Source organism: Sphingobium sp. 22B (assembly GCF_001580035.1).
Classification (GTDB): domain Bacteria; phylum Pseudomonadota; class Alphaproteobacteria; order Sphingomonadales; family Sphingomonadaceae; genus Sphingobium; species Sphingobium fuliginis.
Window position 1 is genome coordinate 33561 of sequence record NZ_LTAB01000008.1, and the last position, 21669, is coordinate 55229.

24 protein-coding genes, 1 tRNA gene and 1 pseudogene are annotated in these 21669 nt (G+C 65.1%); 15 read left to right on the forward strand and 11 right to left on the reverse strand.

Annotated elements, in window-relative coordinates:
• Positions 1–27 precede the first annotated feature (27 nt).
• Entirely contained in the window at positions 28–177 is a 150-nt protein-coding gene (locus tag A0J57_RS26340; RefSeq protein WP_158298506.1) for a hypothetical protein, read from the forward strand.
• Here the strand turns inward: A0J57_RS26340 and A0J57_RS09335 are convergent.
• Both A0J57_RS09335 and A0J57_RS09340 read right to left on the reverse strand, forming a co-directional pair.
• A tRNA-Gly gene (locus A0J57_RS09335) sits at positions 143–216 on the reverse strand. The two genes, A0J57_RS26340 and A0J57_RS09335, sit on opposite strands and share 35 nt — an antisense overlap.
• Positions 217–278: 62 nt before the next feature.
• The gene (locus A0J57_RS09340; RefSeq protein ID WP_061939735.1) at positions 279–1241 is read right to left on the reverse strand and encodes a sugar kinase; all 963 of its coding nucleotides are present in this window, start codon (positions 1239–1241) and stop codon (positions 279–281) included.
• A gap of 174 nt (positions 1242–1415) precedes the next feature.
• On the opposite strand from A0J57_RS09340, the gene A0J57_RS09345 reads away from it, so the two are divergent.
• From A0J57_RS09345 to A0J57_RS09355, 3 genes and pseudogenes are all read left to right on the forward strand, one after another.
• Complete coding sequence (locus tag A0J57_RS09345; protein WP_061939737.1) at positions 1416–3377, forward strand: PAS domain-containing sensor histidine kinase; 1962 nt, start codon at positions 1416–1418, stop codon at positions 3375–3377.
• A 138-nt stretch (positions 3378–3515) separates the two neighbouring features.
• Complete coding sequence (locus tag A0J57_RS09350; protein ID WP_044662489.1) at positions 3516–4388, forward strand: alpha/beta fold hydrolase; 873 nt, start codon at positions 3516–3518, stop codon at positions 4386–4388.
• Positions 4389–4692: 304 nt separating this feature from the next.
• A pseudogene (locus A0J57_RS09355) lies at positions 4693–5000 on the forward strand (transposase); the annotation flags it as partial.
• Between the two features lie 194 nt (positions 5001–5194).
• Here A0J57_RS09355 and A0J57_RS09360 read toward each other — a convergent pair.
• From A0J57_RS09360 to epsC, 3 genes are all read right to left on the reverse strand, one after another.
• A complete protein-coding gene (locus A0J57_RS09360; RefSeq protein ID WP_044662490.1) occupies positions 5195–6127 on the reverse strand; it encodes a nitronate monooxygenase family protein in 933 nt (310 codons plus the stop codon).
• Positions 6128–6422: 295 nt separating this feature from the next.
• On the reverse strand, positions 6423–6782 hold the full coding sequence (locus tag A0J57_RS09365) for a DUF2794 domain-containing protein (protein ID WP_061935257.1): 360 nt from the start codon (positions 6780–6782) through the stop codon (positions 6423–6425).
• Positions 6782–7492 (reverse strand): serine O-acetyltransferase EpsC, encoded by a 711-nt coding sequence (gene epsC, locus A0J57_RS09370; protein ID WP_061935260.1) that lies wholly within the window; start codon positions 7490–7492, stop codon positions 6782–6784. The genes A0J57_RS09365 and epsC overlap by 1 nt, the downstream gene beginning before the upstream one ends.
• Positions 7493–7652: 160 nt before the next feature.
• On the opposite strand from epsC, the gene A0J57_RS09375 reads away from it, so the two are divergent.
• Positions 7653–8426 carry a sulfite exporter TauE/SafE family protein gene (locus tag A0J57_RS09375; protein WP_044662493.1) on the forward strand — a complete coding sequence of 258 codons (774 nt, stop codon included), beginning with the start codon at positions 7653–7655 and terminating at the stop codon, positions 8424–8426.
• 39 nt (positions 8427–8465) lie between these two features.
• On the forward strand, positions 8466–9392 hold the full coding sequence (locus tag A0J57_RS09380; RefSeq protein ID WP_025550038.1) for a hydrogen peroxide-inducible genes activator: 927 nt from the start codon (positions 8466–8468) through the stop codon (positions 9390–9392).
• Positions 9393–9470: 78 nt separating this feature from the next.
• Here the strand turns inward: A0J57_RS09380 and A0J57_RS09385 are convergent, their stop codons facing one another.
• The 3 genes from A0J57_RS09385 to pgsA are packed head-to-tail and all read right to left on the reverse strand — an operon-like array spanning position 9471 to position 10735.
• The gene (locus A0J57_RS09385) at positions 9471–9911 is read right to left on the reverse strand and encodes a molybdenum cofactor biosynthesis protein MoaE (RefSeq protein WP_061935262.1); all 441 of its coding nucleotides are present in this window, start codon (positions 9909–9911) and stop codon (positions 9471–9473) included.
• A complete protein-coding gene (moaD, locus tag A0J57_RS09390) occupies positions 9908–10168 on the reverse strand; it encodes a molybdopterin converting factor subunit 1 (protein WP_061935264.1) in 261 nt (86 codons plus the stop codon). Before moaD ends, A0J57_RS09385 begins: the two co-directional genes overlap by 4 nt.
• A gap of 3 nt (positions 10169–10171) precedes the next feature.
• Positions 10172–10735, reverse strand: a complete 564-nt coding sequence (gene pgsA, locus A0J57_RS09395) for a CDP-diacylglycerol--glycerol-3-phosphate 3-phosphatidyltransferase (RefSeq protein ID WP_025550041.1) — start codon at positions 10733–10735, stop codon at positions 10172–10174.
• Between the two features lie 155 nt (positions 10736–10890).
• Here pgsA and A0J57_RS09400 point away from each other — a divergent pair, with 155 nt between their 5' ends.
• Positions 10891–12186 carry an MFS transporter gene (locus tag A0J57_RS09400; RefSeq protein WP_061935266.1) on the forward strand — a complete coding sequence of 432 codons (1296 nt, stop codon included), beginning with the start codon at positions 10891–10893 and terminating at the stop codon, positions 12184–12186.
• 24 nt (positions 12187–12210) lie between these two features.
• Here A0J57_RS09400 and A0J57_RS09405 read toward each other — a convergent pair whose 3' ends face one another.
• A complete protein-coding gene (locus A0J57_RS09405) occupies positions 12211–12411 on the reverse strand; it encodes a hypothetical protein (protein WP_025550043.1) in 201 nt (66 codons plus the stop codon).
• 109 nt (positions 12412–12520) lie between these two features.
• Here A0J57_RS09405 and A0J57_RS09410 point away from each other — a divergent pair, with 109 nt between their 5' ends.
• The 8 genes from A0J57_RS09410 (at position 12521) to A0J57_RS09445 (ending at position 20684) form a co-directional block, all read left to right on the forward strand.
• Positions 12521–14599: a transglycosylase domain-containing protein gene (locus tag A0J57_RS09410; RefSeq protein WP_061935268.1), complete on the forward strand. Its 2079-nt coding sequence runs from the start codon at positions 12521–12523 to the stop codon at positions 14597–14599.
• Positions 14600–14717: 118 nt separating this feature from the next.
• Complete coding sequence (locus tag A0J57_RS09415; RefSeq protein WP_061935270.1) at positions 14718–15140, forward strand: iron-sulfur cluster assembly scaffold protein; 423 nt, start codon at positions 14718–14720, stop codon at positions 15138–15140.
• Complete coding sequence (locus tag A0J57_RS09420) at positions 15140–16960, forward strand: monovalent cation:proton antiporter-2 (CPA2) family protein (RefSeq protein ID WP_061935272.1); 1821 nt, start codon at positions 15140–15142, stop codon at positions 16958–16960. The genes A0J57_RS09415 and A0J57_RS09420 overlap by 1 nt, the downstream gene beginning before the upstream one ends.
• Positions 16957–17283: a DUF423 domain-containing protein gene (locus A0J57_RS09425; protein ID WP_025550047.1), complete on the forward strand. Its 327-nt coding sequence runs from the start codon at positions 16957–16959 to the stop codon at positions 17281–17283. Before A0J57_RS09420 ends, A0J57_RS09425 begins: the two co-directional genes overlap by 4 nt.
• A gap of 52 nt (positions 17284–17335) precedes the next feature.
• On the forward strand, positions 17336–17806 hold the full coding sequence (locus A0J57_RS09430; protein WP_025550048.1) for a Fur family transcriptional regulator: 471 nt from the start codon (positions 17336–17338) through the stop codon (positions 17804–17806).
• A gap of 106 nt (positions 17807–17912) precedes the next feature.
• Positions 17913–19847, forward strand: a complete 1935-nt coding sequence (gene dxs / locus A0J57_RS09435; RefSeq protein ID WP_173664341.1) for a 1-deoxy-D-xylulose-5-phosphate synthase — start codon at positions 17913–17915, stop codon at positions 19845–19847.
• 65 nt (positions 19848–19912) lie between these two features.
• On the forward strand, positions 19913–20368 hold the full coding sequence (locus A0J57_RS09440) for an SRPBCC family protein (RefSeq protein ID WP_061935498.1): 456 nt from the start codon (positions 19913–19915) through the stop codon (positions 20366–20368).
• On the forward strand, positions 20355–20684 hold the full coding sequence (locus tag A0J57_RS09445; RefSeq protein WP_044662499.1) for a helix-turn-helix transcriptional regulator: 330 nt from the start codon (positions 20355–20357) through the stop codon (positions 20682–20684). Before A0J57_RS09440 ends, A0J57_RS09445 begins: the two co-directional genes overlap by 14 nt.
• A gap of 16 nt (positions 20685–20700) precedes the next feature.
• On the opposite strand, the gene A0J57_RS09450 is transcribed toward A0J57_RS09445, so the two are convergent.
• Together A0J57_RS09450 and lspA are read right to left on the reverse strand one after the other, a co-directional pair.
• The gene (locus A0J57_RS09450) at positions 20701–21111 is read right to left on the reverse strand and encodes a DUF3035 domain-containing protein (protein ID WP_061935274.1); all 411 of its coding nucleotides are present in this window, start codon (positions 21109–21111) and stop codon (positions 20701–20703) included.
• Entirely contained in the window at positions 21111–21626 is a 516-nt protein-coding gene (gene lspA, locus A0J57_RS09455) for a signal peptidase II (protein WP_061935276.1), read from the reverse strand. The genes A0J57_RS09450 and lspA overlap by 1 nt, the downstream gene beginning before the upstream one ends.
• Between the last annotated feature and the right edge of the window lie 43 nt (positions 21627–21669).

Consider the following 21669-nt stretch of genomic DNA (forward strand, 5'->3'; position numbering starts at 1 on the left):
CGGCGCGGCCGTTGGCGGCAGGAGTTGATGCCCGCCATTGACCGGTTCGCGATTCGCCGGTCGCTATTGGCCGGTTCGCGGCTGGCCCATCAGGAACGCGCCCGGGGCGAACTCGACATAGCCGTCATGATGTCAGGAAATCTGGAGCGGGTGAAGGGAATCGAACCCTCGTCGTAAGCTTGGGAAGCTTCTGCTCTGCCATTGAGCTACACCCGCCGGGGTGAAACGCGGCTTAGCCTTTGATCCCAATGCCGTCAACGAGGTCGCAGCGGAGAATTTCAGAGATCGGCATAGGGCGCATCGCCATCGCGGGCCGGTATCGCGCCCCGGCGGCCGATATTCCAGCCGGCCAGGCGATGGCCCGCAAGCGCCGCCTCGCGCGCGGAACGACCGGCGAGGCGGGCATGGAGATAGCCGCCGTTGAACGCATCGCCAGCGCCGCTCGAATCGACGACGGAGAGCCTGGCGGGCGGCGCGACGATCTGCCCATCCACCAGACAGCCGTCGGCACCCAGTTTCACCACGATCTCGCGGCCTTCGCCCGCGCCCCAGCGGCGGGCCGCATCCTCGACATCGTCCGCCTCGCCCATTTCGACCTCATCGGCCAAAGTGGGCAGACCCATGTCGCTGAGCGCGATGGCACGGTCGCGCCAGTGGCGCGCGGTCGCGGCATCGGGCCAGAGCCGGGCGCGGTAATTGCCGTCGAACGCCACCTTGCCCCCCTTTGCGCGAACCGCCGCGCACAGGGCGAACAGCTTTTCGCGCGCTTCCCCGGACAATATCGCAAGCGTGATCAGGGAAAAATAGAGCAGTTCCGATCCAGCCGCTTCTTCCACCATGGCGGCGCTTTCCGGCAGGTCGAACATGCGCCTGGCGGCGGCCTCCCCCCGCCAATAATGGAAGCTGCGTTCGCCCTGCGCATCGGTCTCTATCGCGTAAAGGCCCGGCAGCTTTCCCTCGGCGGAGAGCAGCAGCGACGTGTCGACGCCCTCTGCTTCCCAGGCTGCGCGCAGTTCAGCGCTCATCGGATCGGCGCCGATCGCGCTCGCAAAGCGCACATGGTCGCCACAACGGGCGAGATGGATCGCCGTGTTGATGACGTCGCCGCCATAGCGCAGGTTCCAGCCCCCGCCCGATCCAACCTGGCCCGAACCAACCTGGCCCGAACCGACCCCGTCCGACGCGCGGCTCAGTTCCAGCATCGCTTCGCCCACGACGGTGATCCCTGCTGTCTTGCCCATATGCGTTCCGTCTTCCTGGCCATCCTTGCCGAAGGCGCCTCCTTGGCGCGGAGGGCACGGCGAAGTCAATGCCGCGCCCGGCCCGGCACGCCGGACAATCGCTTTCGCAAGCGGAACGTCCGGAACGCATGCGCGTTGTGGACGACGAACATGTCAATTCGACGGGAACCCCTCATGAGCACGGCGGCACCGGAAGGATCTGGAAACCGCTTCGAGCTGCTGGTCCAGAACGTCACCGACTATGCCATCTACATGCTTTCCGCCAACGGCATCGTCGTCAGTTGGAATGCCGGCGCGCGGCGCTTCAAGGGCTATGAGGCCGATGAGATCATCGGTGAGCATTTCTCCCGCTTCTACACGCCGGAGGATCAGGCGGCCGGCCTGCCCGCGCTCGCGCTGGACACCGCCGAAAATGCCGGCCGGTTCGAGGCGGAGGGATGGCGCGTGCGCAAGGACGGCTCCCGCTTCTGGGCGCATGTGGTCATCGATCCCATCCGCGAACCCGGCGGCCAGCTTATCGGATTCGCCAAGGTCACTCGCGACCTGACCGAACGCCGCGCGGCGGAGGAGGAATTGCGCCGCAGCGAGGAACGGTTCCGCCTGCTGGTGCAGGGCGTGACCGACTATGCCATCTACATGCTCGACCCCATGGGGACGATCACGAGCTGGAATCCGGGGGCCGAACGCTTCAAGGGCTATACGACCGAAGAGATATTGGGCCAGAATTTCGCGCGCTTCTATTCGGAAGAGGACCGCATGGCCGGCCTGCCATCCCGGGCGCTGGACACGGCGGCGCGCGAAGGCCGGTTCGAAGCGGAGGGATGGCGCATCCGCAAGGACGGCTCCCGCTTCTGGGCGCATGTCATCATCGATACGATCCGCAGCGCCGCCGGCGAACTGATCGGCTTCGCCAAGATAACGCGCGACCTCACCGAACGGCGGGAGACGCAACTGGCGCTCGAAGAAGCGCGGGAGGCGGTGTTCCAGGCGCAGAAGATGGAGGCCATCGGCAAGCTGACGGGCGGTGTCGCCCATGATTTCAACAATCTGCTGGCCGTGATCGTCGGCAGTCTGGACCTGGCGCGGCAGCGGCTGGCGACCGGGGCGGACGTGTCCCGCTATATCGACAATGCGATGACGGCGGCGGAACGCGGGGCGACGCTGACGCAGCGCATGCTGGCCTTTGCGCGCAAGCAGGAACTGAAGTTGCGGAGCGTCGATTGCGTGGCGCTGGTGCGGGACATGGCCGACCTCCTGAAGACGACGCTGGGCAGCGGGATCGCCATCGAAACCCGCTTTCCCCTGCACCTGAGCGCCGCCCATGCCGATCCGGCCCAGCTTGAACTGGCGCTGCTCAATCTGGCGGTGAACGCCAGGGACGCCATGTCCGGCGACGGACGGATCATCATAGAAGGGGCGGAGGCCACTCTGCCCAAGGCGCAACGCCCCGGATTGGAGGGCGGCCCCTATGTGCGCCTGTCCGTCATCGATGAGGGCGAGGGCATGGACGCAGCGACGCTGGAGCGGGCGCGCGAACCCTTCTTCACGACAAAGGGCGCCGGCAAGGGCACGGGCCTTGGCCTGTCGATGGTGCACGGCTTTGCCGAACAATGCGGCGGTTCCCTGACCATCGTCAGCGAACCGGGCCAGGGAACCACGGTGTCGCTGTGGCTGCCGATGGCGCCCGCCGAACCGGCGGAGGTGGCCGTGGCCGACATTCCCGATGCCCTTGCCCTGGCGCTGACGGAGCCGCTGGTGATCCTGGCCGTCGACGATGACGATCTGGTGCTGACCAACACCGCGGGCATGCTGGAGGAACTGGGGCACACGGTATTCCAGGCGACGTCGGGACCCGATGCGCTGCGCATATTGGAACAGGGCAGCGTCGACCTGGTGATCAGCGACTATGCCATGCCGGGCATGACCGGCACGCAGCTGGCCGACGAGATCGAGCAAAGGCTGCCCGGCCTGCCGGTGGTCATCATCACGGGTTTTGCCGAACTGCCGCCTAACATGACGCAACGGCCCCGACTGGACAAGCCGTTCAAGCAGGCGGAACTGGCGCGCATCGTGACCGCGGTGGCGCAGGACCACCAGAAGCTCGTCAGGCTGGCCGCCCATTCGGACGATCTGTAGAGCGGCGATCTTTACCAAAGCTTGACGAAACAGGCGTAAAACAGGGATTTTCCTGTTCTCGCCCCTTGCATGCGCCGGGGAGTTCGCCAAAGAGACATGAACCTTGTCCCTCCCCTGTCCACCCGCTCGCAGGATCGCATGAACACGCAAGCCGCGCCGACTTCCCATTTCTACACGTCGCTGCGGATGCGCCTGCACTATCTGGACTGGGGCAACAGCGCCGCGCCGACGCTGGTTCTGGTGCATGGCGGCTTCGACCATTCGCGGAGCTGGGACTGGACGGCACGGGCGCTGGCGAAGGATTATCACGTCGTCGCGCCCGACCTGCGCGGCCATGGCGACAGCGCCTGGTCGGCCGAGGGTTCCTACATGATGGCGAACTATGTCTACGACCTGGCGCAATTGATCGAGCAACTGGGCCGGGAGCCGGTGATATTGGTCGGCCATTCGCTGGGCGGATCGATCGCGCTGCGCTATGCCGGGCTGTTCCCGGAAAAGGTCGCCAGGATCGTCGCCATAGAGGGACTGGGCCTGTCGCCGGGCCGGATCGAGGAACAGTCGCAAAAGGCCGAGCCCGACCTATGGCTGCAATGGATCGAGAAGCGGCGGAACCGGGCGCGTCAGGCACGGCGGCATTATCCGACCCTGGAGGCAGCCGTGGCGCGCATGCGGGAACGCAACGACCATCTGTCGGTCGAACAGGCGATGCACCTCACCATCCACGGCGTCAATCGCAACGAGGATGGCAGCTATCGCTGGAAATTCGACCCCTATCTGCACGATGCGGCGCCCCAGGCCTGGTCGGACATGGACCTGCCGCAATTCTGGAAGCGGATCACATGCCCGACGCTGCTGTGCCTTGGGCTGGATAGCTGGGCGTCCAATCCGGTGAAGGATGGGCGCGCCGCGCATTTCCGGGATGCCCGGCTGGTCGAATTCGCGGATGCCGGTCATTGGCTGCACCATGACCAGTTCGACCGCTTCATCGCGGAACTGCGCGCCTTCCTGTGACCCGGCCATTCGGAATTTCAACCCTCACCCCGGCGAAAGCCGGGATGAGGGTATGAAGGGCGCCGCCTGGAGCCAATCGACATTCAGAAGATGACGAGCCAAGCCGAAGGCCACCGAAGGTAAAATGGTGGTTTTCCGTGACCCGGAGCGCAGCCTGCTCAAAGTAGGTGAGCACCGGAAGCACGGAAAAGCGTCATTTGCAGGCCGTCAGGGCTGAATGTCGATTGGCTCTAGGCCGTAGTGACATTTTAGGGATTCACGACGGTTTGGATTTGTGCTTCAAGGCTGGCTTTTGGAGGCTGGCGTGGAAGGCGAAGTGCTGCGGGATGATCAGTGGGGCTGCGGGAGTTCGTTCCGGGMGGGCGCAAGGGCAAGCGCGGTCCTCGCAGTGACGGACGGTTGTTTCTTGACGCCTTGCTCTGGCTGGCGCGTTCAGGKGGWCGCTGGCGCGATCTACCSGAGAAGTTCGGTCCCTATCAGACCGCCAAGCGGCGTTATTATCGCTGGGTTGAGCAAGGCGTGATCGACCGGATCTTCGAGGCTGTGTCGGATGATCCCGACATCGAATGGCTGGCGATCGATGCGACSGTGATCCGYGCCCAGGCCCAGGCGACGCTATGACAAACTCGCCGCAAACTTCCTCGGCTTCGTCAAACTCGCCAGCATCATGCTATGGCTCAAATGATTAAATCGTCACTACTGCCTAGAGCAGATTCCGATCCGATTGCATCGGCTCGACTGCTCTAAGCTTTTGTTTTGTCGCGTTTTCCGAGTCAGCAGATGATTCCATCTGCTTGGAAAACGCTCTAGGCTCCGAAGGCGGCGACGGCTGCCTGATATTCCGATTTCAGTTGCGCGATGAAGGTCGTGGCGGACTGAACCTTGCGGATCGCGCCGATCCCCTGCCCCGCGCCCCAGACATCGCGCCACGCCTTCTTGTCGCCGCCCGCATCGCTGGAGAAATCCATTTCCGACGCCTTGGGCAGCTTGTCGGCGTCCAGACCTGCTGCGGCGATGCTGGGACGCAGATAATTGCCGAGCACGCCGGTGAAATAATCCGAATAGACGATGTCCGCCGCGCCGCTGTCGACGATCATCTGCTTATAGGCCGGTTCGGCATTGGCCTCCTCCGTCGCGATGAAGGGGGAACCCATATAGGCGAAGTCAGCCCCCATCATCCGCGCGGCCGCGATCGACCGGCCCGTGGCGATCGCGCCCGACAAGGCCAGCGGCCCGTCGAACCAGGCCCGGATTTCCTCCACCAGCGCGAAGGGCGACAGGGTGCCGGCATGCCCGCCCGCCCCCGCCGCGACGGCGATCAGGCCATCCGCGCCTTTCTCGATCGCCTTGCGCGCGAAGACATTGTTGATGACGTCGTGCAGCACGATGCCCCCATAGCTGTGCACCGCCCGGTTCACATCCTCCCGCGCGCCCAGCGACGTGATCACGATCGGCACGCGATATTTGACGCAGAGGGCGAGATCCTCCTCCAGCCGGCTGTTGGTCCTGTGCACGATCAGGTTGACCGCGAAGGGGGCGTCCCTGTCCGTCAGCGCCTCGTTCAATTGCTGGAGCCATTGTTCGAATACCCCGGACGGACGGGCATTGAGCGAGGGAAAGGAACCCACGATCCCGGCACGGCACTGGGCGATCACCAGCGCAGGCTGGGAGATGATGAACATCGGCGAACCGATCAACGGCAGGGACAAACGGCCTTCCAAAAATGCCGGCAAGCTCATGGGCGAAGCCTCTCCTTCATGATTTCCAGGACGGCGCTATCATTTACACGAGCGGCTAAAAAGGCGGAATCTTGGCGCTGTTGCCGGGAGAGCGGCATCTTCCGCAATGCCGTAGGGTCAAGGATGATCGCTCTTCTGATGATTACGGTCCTGCCGAACCGGAAATCGCAGGTCTTCGCGGGAAAGGGTCAATAAGGGACGTCAGGCACATGATGCTCCCGCGAAGGCAGGAACCATAACGGGACCGCCAACGTCCGCTCCCTACCCGCCCATGCCCTGGCGGGGCGCGGGGGCGTCAATCCCCCACGATCTTGAGCAGCCGCCGTTCCACCGGCGCGAGTATCCCCTGCAGTTCCGCGCCACGCTTCAACACGTGCCCGGCCTCCCCGATCAGCGCCCACATGCCTTGGCGGTTCCGCAGGGAGGGGCGTTTTTCGATGCGGAATTCCGGCCGCTCGGCGGAGCGGCGGAAGGCGGAGAAGATCGCGGCTTCGCGGCCCAGGTCGATGGCATAGTCGCGCCAATGGCCCGCCGCGACCATGCGGCCGTAAAGATCCATGATCCGCTGGAGTTCGAGACGATCGAAACCGGTCTGGCTGGCCGTCCCCCTTGCACCCGGGGCCGCTTGCGACGGGAACGGCGTCACGTTGCTCATCAGGCGCGGCCACGCTCCTTGACCAGGCGAACGTCATCCACGGGCGCACCGCCCCGTTCGGCAAGCAGTTCGGCCACGCGCTTCTGCAACTGGTCGATTTCAAGCTGGAGCAGTTCCAGCTTCTGCTTTTCGGGATCGACGCAGTCGGAACATGGCGTGCCATAGGGCAGGAACTCGCGCTGATAGGCCGTCACGTCGACCAGCATGGGCCGCGCGGGAATGCCGACCATGGTCGCGCCTTCCTTCACATCCTTGGTCACCACGGCATTGGCGCCGATGCGGGCGCGGGCGCCGACGCGGACGGGGCCCAGAACCTGAGCGCCGGAACCGACGATCACGCCGTCTTCCAGTGTCGGATGACGCTTGCCTGCGATGCCGTTGGCGGGATCGGTCCCGCCCAGCGTCACGTTCTGATAGAGGGTGACGTCGTTCCCGATCTCCGCCGTCTCCCCGATCACGGTGAAGCCATGGTCGATGAAGAAGCGCCTGCCGATGCGGGCGCCGGGATGAATGTCGTTGCCGGTCAGGAATCGCGAAAAATGATTCACCGCACGGGCCAGGAAATAGAGCCGCGCGCGGTAGAGGCGGTGCGCCACGCGGTGGAAAGCCAGCGACCAGACGCCCGGATAGAGCAGGATTTCAGCGCGCGAGCGCGGGGCAGGGTCGCGTGATTTGACCGAGTCCAGATAAGCAATAAGATTGCGCAGCATGAAGCGCCCCTGATGAAACCGACCAGACGGTACATAAGCGCAAAAGGAAGAATTTTCCAGATGGCGGGCTATTTCGGCTTCGCCCGATAAAACAGAAAGTTTCTTGGCGGCCCGTGATATACCAATCAAGGCGGTAGACAATCATAACAGGAACCAATGAATGATCGACATCTTTATCGCCCATTTCGGCGAAATCCTGCCTTTCATTCTCATCGGTTTCGGCGCCCAGATGATCGACGGCGCTTTGGGCATGGCCTATGGCGTCATTTCCAGCACGCTGCTTCTGGCGCTCGGCGTGCCGCCCAGCAGGGCATCGGCCAGCGTCCATGCGGCGGAAACCTTCACCACCGGGGTGTCGGCCATCAGCCACATCATCCATCGCAATGTCGACTGGCGCCTGTTCGCGCGCCTCATCATTCCGGGCGTGATCGGCGGGGTGGCGGGCGCCTATCTCCTGTCCAATGTGGACGGGGCGATGATCAAGCCGTTCGTCCAGGCCTATCTGACGGCCATCGGCATCTATCTGGTGTGGCGGGGCTTTCATTATCCGCCCCAGGCGCGCAATCCCAAATGGGTGGGGCCCCTGGGCCTGGTTGGCGGCTTCATGGACGCCACCGGCGGGGGCGGCTGGGGGCCCGTTGTGACGTCGAATCTGCTGATCCAGGGGTCCAGCCCCCGGCACACCATCGGCACGGTCAACAGCGTCGAATTCATCCTGACCACCTCCATCAGCATCACATTCCTGCTGCATCTGGGGTGGGAAACCTTCACCACCTACACGGTCGGCCTGTTGATCGGCGGCGTGATCGCGGCCCCGTTCGGGGCGATGCTGGCCCGGCACGTCTCGCCCCGGACGCTGTTCATCGCCGTGGGATCGATCCTGACCCTCACATCCTTGTTCGGCGTGGCCAAATGGCTTGGATATATCGGCTAAGACAATTATATTGGGCTTTCCAATCGAGGAAGGCGATCAATGTCGAGTTACATGCCGACGCTCAAGCAGCTGCAATATCTGGTGGCGCTGAAGGAGCATGGCCATTTCGGCAAGGCGGCGGATAGCTGCTTCGTCACCCAGTCGACGCTGTCGGCCGGCATTCGCGAGCTGGAATCGCTGATCGGCATCACGCTGGTCGAGCGGACGCGCCGGGTGGTGCGGTTCACCGCTCTGGGCGACCGCATCGTGGAAAAGGCGCACCGGGTGCTGCGCGAAGCCGAAGAACTGGCGGCCATTGCCGAAGCGTCGGGAAAGCCGCTGACCGGCGAACTGCGGATGAGCGTCATTCCCACCATCGCACCCTTCCTGCTCCCTCGCCTGCTGCCCAGGTTGCGGGGCGAACGGCCGGAACTGAAGCTGTACCTGCGCGAGGAAACGACGCAGGCCGCCATCGAATCGCTGCGGCACGGCAATGTGGATTGCGTGCTGCTCGCCCTGCCCTTTCCCACCGGCGAACTGGACAGCGAATTTCTGTTCCAGGACCGGCTTTATGTCGCCTTTCCCCGGGACGATCCGCGCGATCCGCCCGAATGGATCGCGCCGGAAATGATCGATGAAACCAAGCTGCTGCTGCTGGAGGACGGGCATTGCCTGAAGGATCACGCGCTGGCCGCGTGCAACCGGCCGGAGATCCGGGCGAGCGCCATGATGATGGGCACGTCGTTGCATACGCTGGTGCAGATGGTGGACAATGGCCTGGGCATGACGATCATGCCGGAAATGGCGATTGCGAGCGGCCTGCTCGACCATACGCAGATCACCGCCCGGCCGCTCCGGTCGGAACGGGCCCATCGCGACATCGCCCTGGTGTGGCGCAAGAACAGCCCGCGCGACAAGGAATTCCGGCTGCTGGCGGAATTGCTGCGCGACGCGGCGGACTTGCCGGAGGTCAGCGCGGCGGCCTAGGCTCAGGACCCATTGGCGGACGGTGGCTGGAGAGAAACATGCTGTTCCCGCGGAAGCAGGAACAGGGCAGATTTTTGCTCAACGCTTCCAGCTCTCGGCCTTCGCATCATCCTCGACGCGGGCTTCGACCCATTCCGTCCGATCCGGGAAATGTTCCTTCTTCCAGAAGGGCGCCCGGGATTTCAGCCAGTCGATGAGGAAGGCGCAAGCCTCCAGCGCGGCGGTGCGGTGGCGCGACGCCGTGCCAACGAACACGATGCGTTCGCCCGGCTCCAGCCGACCGAAGCGGTGGATTACCCGAACCCCCAGCAGGGGCCAGCGGTCGCTCGCCTCCGCGACGATGCGTTCGACCTGCGCCGTCGTCATCGCCGGATAATGTTCCAGTTCGAGCGCGACCAACCCGCCTTCCCCCCGAACGATGCCGGTGAAGCTGGCGACGCCGCCGCCGCCGCTGGCCTCCAACGCGGCCAGTTCCGCCGCCGGATCGAAATCCTCGGCCTGGATGGAGACGCGGTTCATCCGCCCGTGACCGGCGGGAAGATCGCCAGTTCCTTCGCGTCCCCGATCGGGCTGTCCATCGGCACGAAATGCTGGTCCAGCGCCGCGCGCAGCCTGTCCGGCCGGGCGAACGCCTCGGCATAACCGCCGCCCCGCGCGGCCAGCGCGGCGATCAACGCGGCGACAGTGGCGTCGGCGGCAGGCCGCTCCAACCGCTCCTCATCCCGGCCGATGGCATCCCGGACCCAGGCGAAATAGACGAGCGTGAGGTCGGCCATGGTTCAATCCATATGCTTGATGCCGACGCGCAGATAGTCCCAGCCCGTGACCAGCGTCAGTATCGCCGCCGCCCAGAGCGTGGCGATGCCGACCAGTTGCACGAACGGAAATTGCGGTACGGCGCCGGCGAGAATCAGCGCGCCCAGCGCGATGAGCTGGAAGGTCGTCTTCCATTTGGCGAGGCGCGACACCGGCACGGAAACCTGGAGCCCGGCCAGGAATTCGCGCAGGCCCGAAACCGCGATCTCGCGCAGCAGGATGATCATCGCGGCGGCGATATGGATGCCCGAAATGTCGCGCGTGGCCGACAGCATCAGGATCACCGCCCCCACCATGATCTTGTCCGCTATGGGATCGAGGAAGATCCCCAGTTTCGATACGGCGCCCTGAGCGCGGGCGAGGTAGCCGTCGAAATAATCGGTGATCCCCATCAGGCAATATAGCGCGAAGGCCAGCATATAGCCGGTCGTCCAGCGCGCGCCGATCTCCGCCGGCCACAACAGGGCGACCAGCAGCGGCACGGTCAGGATGCGCGAAAGCGTCAGCAGATTGGGCAGCGTCAGCATGGCGGCGGACTGCCACAGTCGGGGCCGGCGCACAAGCGGATGCGCAACATGGGAGAGGACGGGCGGCAAGGTTTCGCGCAGAGGGGTTGTGCTGACCCGTCTTCTATCGCTAGACCCCGCCACGCTCATCCACAGCGAAGAAGACCCCCTCGCCCATGCAAGCCTCTCTAAGGCTCCTCAACAAGCGACGTTTTCTGCCGCTTTTCATCACTCAGCTCCTTGGCGCCTTCAACGACAATCTGTTCAAGAACGCGATGGTGCTGTTCGTCGTCTATACCGTCTATAATGACGAGAAGTCGGAAACCTGGTTCAGCGCGCTGGCGACCGGCGTCTTCATCCTGCCCTTCTTCCTGATGTCCGCCCTGTCGGGCCAGCTGGCCGACCAGCGGGACAAGGCGGCGATCATCCGCATCGTCAAGGCCGCCGAAATCGTCATCATGGCGGTCGGCGCGGCCGGGCTGGCGCTGATCTGGAGCGGGATCGCGGTCCATCTGCTCGCCATTCCGCTGCTGCTGGTCGCGCTGTTCGCCATGGGGGTGCATTCGACCTTCTTCGGGCCGATCAAATATGCGATCCTTCCCCAGCACCTGCATGACGAGGAAGTGCTGGGCGGAACCGGCCTGGTCGAGGCCGGAACCTATATCGCCATCCTTGCCGGGACCATATTGGCCGGGATCATCCCCGTGCAGGCGGCGGCGGTCTGCATCATCCTGACGGCGGTGATAGGCTGGCTGGCGGGGCGCAACGTGCCCGCCGCGCCGTCGCTGCTGGAGCGGCAACCGATCGATTTCCACATCATCCGATCCTCGATCGCGCTGGTGCGGGGAACGATGCACATCCGGCGGCTCTACCTCGCCATCATGGCGATCAGCTTTTTCTGGGCGGTCGGCACGGTGCTGTTCATCCAGTTCCCGCCGCTGGTCAAGAATGTGCTGAGCGCCGACAAATCCGTCGCCAGCCTGTTCCTGGGCATTTTTTCCATCGGCATCGCCATCGGGTCGGTGGCGATCAACCGGTTGCTGAGCGGCCATGTGTCGGCCCGATATGCGCCCGCCTCCGTCATCGGCATGGGGATCAGCATCGTCGCCTTCCACATCGTTTGCGACCTCTGGATGGCGAGATCGGATGGGAAGATGCTCTCTCTGGCGGGATTCCTCTATCACCCGCTGGCGATCCCGCTGTCGCTCTGCCTGCTCTGCGTGGCGACCTTCGGCGGGATGTTCGTGGTGCCGCTCTACGCCTTCCTCACCACGACGGTCGAGAAGTGCGAGGCGGCGCGCACCGTCGCGGCGAACAACATCGTCAATTCAGGGGCGATGGTGCTGGGATCGCTGCTGACCATCAGCCTCAGCATCGCGGGCCTTTCCGTGGTGAACCAGTTGCTGCTGGTGGCGGCGCTGTGCCTGCCCTGCGCATGGATCGCCTGGACGCTGCACAAGGCATGCGATTGACGGTGCGTGGCTGATAAGAAGCGATTAAAAGATAAAGCTGTAGAAGGCCGTGAAGAAGGCACCGAAGCTCAGCACAAACAGTTTCCAGTCATTGTCGTCGGAAACCGGCGGGCGTTCGCGCGCGGCGGGGGCCGGTTCGACGACGCGCAGGACATGGCGCGGCAACCGCTGCCGGAACGGATGGCGCGCCGACTCGCTCGTCAGGACTAGAGGTCTGCTTCTCATGACGCACAGGTTAAGAGATTCTTTACCTTTTGGAATATCGCGATTTAAAGTTAACCCCCGATTGTCCCGCGACGGGACACGCTTGACCGTGTCAGGCAAATAACACAGCATGACCGAAGCGATGAAAGATCCCCTGCCCCTTTCCGACCCTGACGCCCTGCCGCCCCGCGCCTTCGGCGCCGGACCGCCCAGCGCCTTCGCGCCGCCGCGGCCATGGAAGCGCCGGGTGCAGATAGCCGGATGGGTGGTCGCGGCGCTGCTGGCGCTGCTGATGATCCTCATCGCCTGGCTCGCGGTGACGGCGCCCATGTCCCGATCCCTGAAGCCCATCGCGCCCCCCAGCATCAGCCTGATGTCGGCGGACGGCCATCTGATCGCGCGGCGCGGCGCGATCATCGACAAGCCCGTCACCGTCGCGGCCCTGCCCAAGCATGTGCCCCAGGCCTTCATGGCGATCGAGGACCGGCGATTCTATGACCATTGGGGCGTCGATCCACGAGGCATAGCGCGGGCGGCCTGGCACAATCTCTGGTCCAACGGCTCCTCCCAGGGCGGCAGCACGATCACGCAGCAGCTTGCCAAGGGCGTGTTCCTCTCCAGCGACCGGACCTTCGGGCGCAAGGCGCGGGAGGCGCTGATCGCCTTCTGGCTGGAGGCGTGGCTGACCAAGGACCAGATATTGGAGCGCTATCTGTCCAACGTCTATTTCGGGGACAATGTCTATGGCCTGCGGGCCGCGTCCCTGCACTATTTCAACCGCCAGCCGGAACGGTTGACCATCCCCCAGGCGGCGATGCTGGCGGGGTTGCTGAAGGCGCCATCCCGCCTTGCGCCGACCGCCAATTTGAAGGGCGCGCGCGACCGCGCCGCCCTAGTGACGCAGGCGATGGTCGAGGCAGGCTACATCACCAAGGCGGAACGCGACGCCCTGCCCCCGGCGCGGCTCAACGTGCATGAAGCGCCCGATCCGACCAGCGGCACCTATTTTGCGGACTGGGTGCTGCCGCAGGCGAGGGACAGGGCCGGCGCGGTCTATGGCGCGCAGAATGTGGCCACCACGCTGGACTGGCGCATCCAGCGGCTGGCGGAGGCCGCGATCCGCCGCGCCCCGCTGGGCAAGGCGCAGGCCGCCCTCGTCGCGATGAAGCCCGATGGCAGCGTGGTCGCGATGGTCGGCGGCAGGAATTACGGCGAGAGCGCCTTCAACCGCGCCGTCCAGGCGAAGCGGCAACCGGGTTCCACCTTCAAGCTGTTCGTCTATCTCGCTGCCTTCCGGGCCGGCATGACGCCCGACGACTTCATCGAGGACACGCCGATCACCACGGGCAGCTATCGCCCGGCCAATCATGGCGGCAAATATCGCGGGCGGATCACATTGCGGCAGGCCTTCGCCGCGTCCAGCAATGTTGCCGCGGTACGGCTGACGCAGAAGGTGGGCGTCGACAATGTCATCAAGGTGGCGCGCGATCTGGGCGTGACGGCCCCCTTGACGGAGGATTTGAGCCTGGCGCTCGGCACGTCGGAAATACCGCTCGTCGAACTGACGGAGGCCTATGCGGCGGTGGCGGCGGGCGCCTATCCGGTGCTGGCGCACGGCCTGCCGCCGGAGGAGCAGGGCTGGTTCGACCGGCTGATGAGCCGCCAGAAGCATTTCAGCGACGACCAGTTGGAGATGATCCGCGACCTCCTGTCCTCCGCCGCCAATCGCGGCACCGGCAGCGCGGCCGCGCTTCGCACCAGCACCTTCGGCAAGACGGGGACGACGCAGGACAGCCGCGACGCGATCTTCGTCGGCTATGCGGGCGGGCTGGTGACGGCGGTGTGGATCGGCAATGACGATAATACGCCCCTGCCCGGCGGCGCGGCGGGCGGCGGCGTGCCCGCCCGCATCTGGCGGACCTTCATGGCGGGCGCGATCAACGAACCGGTCGAGGATGCGCCGGAGGAAAGCAGGGACAGCGATCTGGTCAACGCCATAGCCAATGTCGCGACGGAGGCCGGGCTCGGCAATATGAGCGTGGGCCTGGATACGGAGGGGGTGACGGTGAATATCGGCGGCGGCCAGCTTCGCCTGCCCATCGACCAGCCGCAGGGGCCGCCGCCCGGCGTGCCCGGACCGCAGCCGGGCGCGCCGCCGCCGCGCGTGATCGTTCCGGCCAGTCCCGGGACCACCGATCAACAGCCCTGACGGCGGCGGAATGGATGCGCGCCTGCCTGCGCCGACACATGCAATATTTTCCCGCCGGCGCCATGCACGACCCCTTCCGCCCTTTCTCCTGAACGCATCCTGCCCTACATGGATCGGAATGAGCGCCCCCCTCTACAACAAGGACATTTTGCGGCTGGCCGCGAACATACCCCATCACAGGCGGCTGCCCGACGCGCAGGCCAGCGTCGAGAAGCGCTCGCCCACTTGCGGGTCGCGCGTGACCGCCGACGTCAGGATGGAAGATGGCCGGCTGGCCGACATGGGGCTGGACGTGAAGGCCTGCGCGCTGGGGCAGGCCTCCGCGGCGCTGATGGCCGCGCAGGCGATCGGCCTCACGGCCGGCGAACTGGCGGAGGCGCGGGACCGGCTGACCGCCTATCTGGCGGGGGAAAGCGATGAGCTGGATTTCTGGCCGGGGCTGGCCGTACTCGCGCCCGCCCGCGATTATCCGGCCCGCCACGCCTCCATCCGGCTGGGCTTCGAAGCCATTGCCGAAGCCGCGCGCATGGCCGACGCCTGATGCAGGGGCAGACTGGGTCAACTGCTGCGGTACCTGTTTCCGCCACCGATATATTATTGTCGGAGGGCGTGATCCTGCTGGGCGCGGCAGTGCTGTTCGTCATGCTGTTCCGTCGCCTTGGGCTGGGCGCCGTGCTGGGCTATCTGGTTGCGGGCGCTCTTGTGGGTCCGCAGGGCCTGAGGCTTGTCGGCGGAGCGGAATCGAAGCTCGCCATAGCCGAGATCGGCATCGTGCTGCTGCTGTTCCTGGTGGGCCTCGAACTGCATCCGGCCCGGCTCTGGCGGCTGAAGCGCGACATCTTCGCGCTCGGCATGGCGCAGGTGGTGCTGTGCGGATGCGCGCTGACGACGATCATCTTCTACACGACCGGCTTCACCTGGGGGGCGGCCATTGCGCTGGGGCTGCCGCTGGCGCTTTCCTCGACGGCGCAGGTGCTGCCCGGCCTCAAGAGCAGCGGCCGGATCAATTCGCCCTTTGGTGAAAAGGTGTTCTCGATCCTGCTGTTCCAGGATCTTTCCATCGTCCCGCTGATCACCATCGTCGCCGCGCTGTCCCGCAACCCGGCCGATGCGGCCGGTCCGCCGGGATGGCTGATGGCGGGCTATACGGTGGCCGCCATCGCCGGGCTGGTCCTGACGGGCCGCTTCATCCTGCGCCCCCTGCTCCATCTGGTCGGGCGGCTGGGGGAGCGGGAGCTGTTCGTCGTCGTCGGCCTGTTCACCGTGCTGGCGGCGGCCGCGCTGATGCACGCGCTGCACCTTTCGACCGCCCTCGGCGCCTTCGTGGCGGGCGTGATGCTGGCCGATTCGCCCTATCGCCATGAGATAGAGGCGGATGTCGAACCCTTTCGCTCGATCCTGCTCGGCCTGTTCTTCCTGGCGGTCGGCATGGTGCTGGACCTGCACGCGGTGGCCGCCAATCCGCTGTTCGTCATCGGCATGGCGGCGATATTGGTGCTGACCAAGGCGGCGCTGATCACCGGCCTTGCCCGATTGTTCGGCATGGAATGGAACCAGGCCATCGGCTCCGGCCTGCTGCTGAGCCAGGGGGGCGAATTCGGCTTCGTGCTGTTCGCTCAGGCGCAGAGCGCCCTGCTGATCGCTCCCCAGGCCGCCAGCCTGTTCAGCGCCATCGTCACCTTCTCCATGGCGACGACGCCCTTCCTGATGCTGTTCGCGCGCAAGCTGGAATTCGCCAGGCCCAAGGCGAGGCCGGACCTGCCCACACCCGAGGAGGCGCCGCGCGGCACGGCGATCATCGTCGGCTATGGCCGTTTCGGGCAGACCGTCGCGCAGATGCTGATGGGCCATGGCTTCGGCGTCGTGCTGATCGACAAGAAGCCGTCGCAGATCGAAGTGTCCAGCCGCTTCGACATGAAGGTCTATTATGGCGACGGCACGCGCATCGACCTGCTGCGCCGTTCTGGCGCGGAAGAGGCGCGGCTGATCGCCTTCTGCATCGACGATCCTTCGCTCGACGGGCGGGTGCTGGAACCGATAGCCGAGGCTTTTCCGCAGGCGGCGCTGGTGGTACGCGCCTTCGACCGGCGGCAGTTGCTGGCGCTCAAGGACATGGATCTGGCCGGCGTCGTGCGCGAAGTGTTCGAATCCGCCATCTGCATGGGCGTTCTGGCGATGCAGGCACTTGGCGTTCCGCCGGAAGAGGTCGAGGAAGTGGAGCGTCAATATCGCCGCAATGACGAACAGCGCATGGCGCTCCAGATGGAGCACGGCAATCTGATGGCGGCGAAGGAGCTGATGTATCGGCCCGGCAGGCAAATGCGCCTGCTGGCGCGCGGCGATGGGGAGGAAGAGGCATGATCGCGGTTCTGGCTGCATTATCGGCGGCCGTGGCGATAGCGGCGGGCGCCTTCGGCGCGCATGGCGCGGCCAGCCCGCAGGCGGCGGAGTGGCTGCGCACCGGCGGGCTCTATCAGCTCGTCCATGCGGTAGGCGCGCTCGCCATCATGGGGGTGGCGCGGGGTCCGGCGGCGCTGCATCTTGGCGGAGCGGCGATCTTCGCCTTCACCCTCTACGCCATGGCCCTGGGCGCTCCCAAATGGCTGGGCGCAGTCACGCCCGTCGGAGGGACGCTGATGATCGCCGGCTGGATATGGGCGGCGTGGATCTACTGGCGCGGCTGACGGACCGCGCCCGCCACTTGCCCCCGCATTAACCCAGGCTTAGATTGCACCCATGGCCGACCATCATCATCACGACCATCACGAACCGTCGAGCGACAGTCTCGCGGATGCCGCCCGCGCCACGCTGGAGGCGAGCCAGGAACAATGGACGCCGATGCGCGCGGCCATTTTCGATGCGCTGGCGGCGGAGGAAACCCCCGCATCCGCCTATGACATAGCCGACAGCGTGTCCAAGGCGCGGGGCAAGCGGGTGGCGCCCAACAGCGTCTATCGCATCCTCGACCTGTTCGTGAACAACAACATCGCGATGCGGGTGGAAAGCGCCAATGCCTATATCGCCAATGTGCATCCGGGCTGCCATCACGACTGCATCTTCCTGGTATGCACCCGCTGCAGGCAGGCGACGCATGTCGACGACGACAAGGTGACCGACAAGGTCCGCGCAGTGGCCCGCGGCGAGGGTTTTCAGCCGGATCGCCCCGTCATCGAGATATTGGGCATCTGCGCCAAATGCGCCGCGTGATGGCGTTGCGCTTTCGCCCGGAACGGCCCAGAGCATTTTCGAAGCGGATGCGATCTGCTGACTCGGAAAATGCGGCAAGCAGGGAACTTCCTGCGTTCGGGAGTCTATGTCTTTCATGAACGATCGTCCTTCCACCCCGCTGCTCGACCAGGTCGTCTGGCCGGCGGACCTGCGCAGGCTGCAACCGGGCCAGCTTCGGCAACTGGCCGACGAGCTGCGGCAGGAGGTGATTTCCGCCGTCGGCGTGACCGGCGGTCATCTGGGTTCCGGCCTGGGCGTGGTGGAACTGACGACCGCCATCCATTATGTGTTCGATACGCCGAACGACAGGCTGGTCTGGGACGTCGGCCATCAATGCTATCCGCACAAGATCCTGACCGGACGGCGCGACCGCATCCGCACGCTGCGTCAGGGCGGCGGCCTCAGCGGCTTCACCAAGCGGGCGGAGAGCGAGTTCGATCCCTTTGGCGCGGCGCATAGCTCGACCTCGATCAGCGCGGCTCTCGGCTTTGCCGTGGCGAACAGGATGAAGGGTCAGCCCGGCAAGGCGATCGCCGTCATTGGCGACGGCTCCATGTCGGCGGGCATGGCCTATGAGGCGATGAACAATGCGCGGGAGGCCGGAAACCGGCTGATCGTGATCCTGAACGACAACGACATGTCGATCGCGCCGCCGGTCGGCGGGCTGTCGGCCTATCTTGCGCGGCTGGTGTCGAGCCGGGAGTTCCTTGGCCTGCGCGACCTTGCCAAGCGGCTGGCGCGGCGGCTGCCCCGCCCCCTTCACAATGCGGCGCGCAAGACCGACGAGTTCGCGCGCGGCATGGCGATGGGCGGCACGCTGTTCGAGGAACTGGGCTTCTATTATGTCGGCCCCATCGATGGGCATAATCTCGACCAGTTGATCCCGGTGCTGGAGAATGTCCGCGATGCGGCGGAGGGGCCATGCCTCGTCCATGTCGTGACGCAGAAGGGCAAGGGCTATGCCCCGGCGGAGGCGGCGGCGGACAAATATCATGGCGTGCAGAAGTTCGACGTCATCACCGGCGCGCAGGCCAAGGCGCCTCCCGGTCCGCCGAGCTATACCGGCGTCTTCGCCCAGGCGCTGATCGCGGAGGCGGAACGCGATCCGGCGGTATGCGCGATCACCGCCGCCATGCCGTCGGGAACGGGGCTGGACAAGTTCGGCGCCGCCTTTCCCGACCGGACGTTCGACGTCGGCATTGCAGAACAGCATGCCGTGACCTTTGCCGCCGGGCTTGCCGCGCAGGGCATGCGCCCCTTCTGCGCCATCTATTCGACCTTCCTGCAACGCGCCTATGATCAGGTCGTCCATGACGTGGCGATCCAGAATCTGCCGGTGCGCTTCGCCATAGACCGGGCCGGGCTCGTCGGTGCCGACGGATCGACCCATGCGGGCAGTTTCGATGTGACCTATCTTGCCAGCCTGCCCAATTTCGTCGTCATGGCGGCAGCGGACGAGGCGGAACTGGTCCATATGGTCCACACCTGCGCCCTGCACGACGATGGGCCGATTGCGGTGCGCTACCCGCGCGGCAACGGCACGGGCGTCGCCCTGCCCGCCACGCCGGAAAGGCTGGAAATCGGCAAGGGCAGGATCGTGCGGGAAGGACGGCAGGTCGCGATCCTGTCTCTCGGAACCCGGCTGGAGGAGGCGCTGAAGGCGGCGGAAACGCTGGAGGCCAAGGGACTGTCCACGACCGTGGCCGACCTGCGCTTCGCCAAGCCGCTGGACGAAGCGCTGATCCGCAGGTTGCTGACCACGCATGAGGTTGCCGTCACCATAGAGGAAGGCTCGGTCGGCGGGCTGGGGGCGCATGTGCTTACATTGGCTAGCGATCAGGGGTTGATCGACAACGGTCTCAAGCTGCGCACCATGCGCCTGCCCGACATCTTCCAGGATCAGGACAAGCCGGAAAAGCAATATGCCGACGCCCGTCTGGACGCGAGCGCCATAGTCGACACGGTGCTGACGGCCCTGCGTCATAACAGCGCCGGGATCGGAACCGAAGTCCGGGCATGATAAGCAACCAAAAGGTTGCATGATGGAGGTTATGAGTGCATATGGGCAATCCGGAGGTTGCCTATATGCCTGATTCCATCACCAAGACCATCGAGATCGCCGCCCCTGTCGAAAGGGTGTGGGACGCGCTGATCGATCATGAGAAGTTCGGAAGCTGGTTCCGGGTCGCTCTCGATCAGCCCTTTGCCGTGGGGGCGGCTTCGACCGGATATATGACCTATCCGGGATATGAGGATTATCGCTGGGAAGCGCGGGTCGTGGCGATCGAGCCGATGACACGCTTCGCCTATGAATGGCCGGCGACCGGCGGCGACAAGGAATTGATGGAAAGCGGCGTGGCCGTGCCCGAATGGACGCTGGTCGAATTCGTGCTGGAGCCGACTGCCCTGGGCACCCGGCTGACGGTCACGGAAAGCGGCTTCGACAAGGTTCCCGAACCCCGGCGAAGCAATGTCATGCGGGACAATGAAGGCGGCTGGGCGGAGCAGGTGAAGAATATTCGCGACTATGCCGAGCATTGACGCTGCCCCAGCCCGACTTTTCGCGGCCTTGGGAGATGCGACGCGGCTGGGCATGATCGGGCGGCTTGCCGATGGCGGAGAGCGTTCGATCGGTCAGTTGGGCCATGGATTGCCGATCAGCCGCCAGGCGGTGGCCAAGCATCTGGATGTGCTGCTTGGCGCCGGACTCGTCACGCGAACCAGGGCCGGGCGCGAGGCGCTGTTCAGCCTGCGGCCCGAGGGTGTCGCAGAGGCCAGGGACTGGCTCGCCAAGGTCGGCAGTCAATGGGATGGGACTTTGGGCCGGCTCAAAGATTTCGTCGAGAGCCAGCCCTGAATTCCGGTTTTTCCGATTATTGCGGAGTGGCCGCGCGGGCGTCCTGACCGTCGCCTCCGGGGGCGGCGATGATGTCGCGGGTGGTTGCGCCCTTTTCGACCACTTCGGTCGCCGGATCGCCGGCGGAGGAACGAATGCCCGCGGCGGCATTGGCGCGGCCGGCCGCGTTCAGAGTGGCGCTTTCGCCCGGGCTGCGGGCAGCGGGGCCGCCGAACATGGCGTCCATTGCAGCCTTGCTCGAATCGACCGACGCGGCGGCAGGCGTGCCGGGCGCGGGCGGAACCAGCGCGAAATCAGGCGGGATCACGAGCGGAGCCTGGCGCGAAACGGCAAATTCGTCGGGACGCGACCGGTTGAAAAGGCCGCCGCCACCGCCGCAAGCGGACAGCATGGAAATCAGGCCAGCGGCGAGGATCAGTTTACGCATCAGTTCATTGACTCCGTCTTTGCGCCCTTCTCGCGCAGCAGAAGCGCGCGCGCAAGCAGGATCAGCACGCCGAAAGTGATGGCTGCATCGGCCAGGTTGAAAATCAGGAAAGGCCGCCACTCCCCGAAATGCAGGTCGGCATAGTCGACCACATAGCCCAGGCGCATGCGGTCGATGATGTTGCCGATGGCGCCACCCAGGACGAGGCCGAGCGCCGCGACGTCCTGACGCGCCTTTTCGCGCCACATCCACACGGCCACGAAACCCGCGATCAGCATGGTCATGCCGACCAGTATCCAGCGCATCATGTTCGTGTCAGCGTGGAAGAAGCCCATGGAAACGCCGCGATTTTCCAGCCAGCGCAGGCGGAAGATCGGCAGGATTTCAATGCCGTCGTCCATCCGGCTTTTCAGCGCCAGCGGATAGGTGACGGTATATTTGACGAGCTGGTCAAGCCCGAGCGTGACGGTCGCGACGATCAGGCCCAGAGGGCGATGGTGGACGGAATTTGGCATCAATTAGTGCTCAACCTGCATAACTTGGTCCCCCCGTGCACTG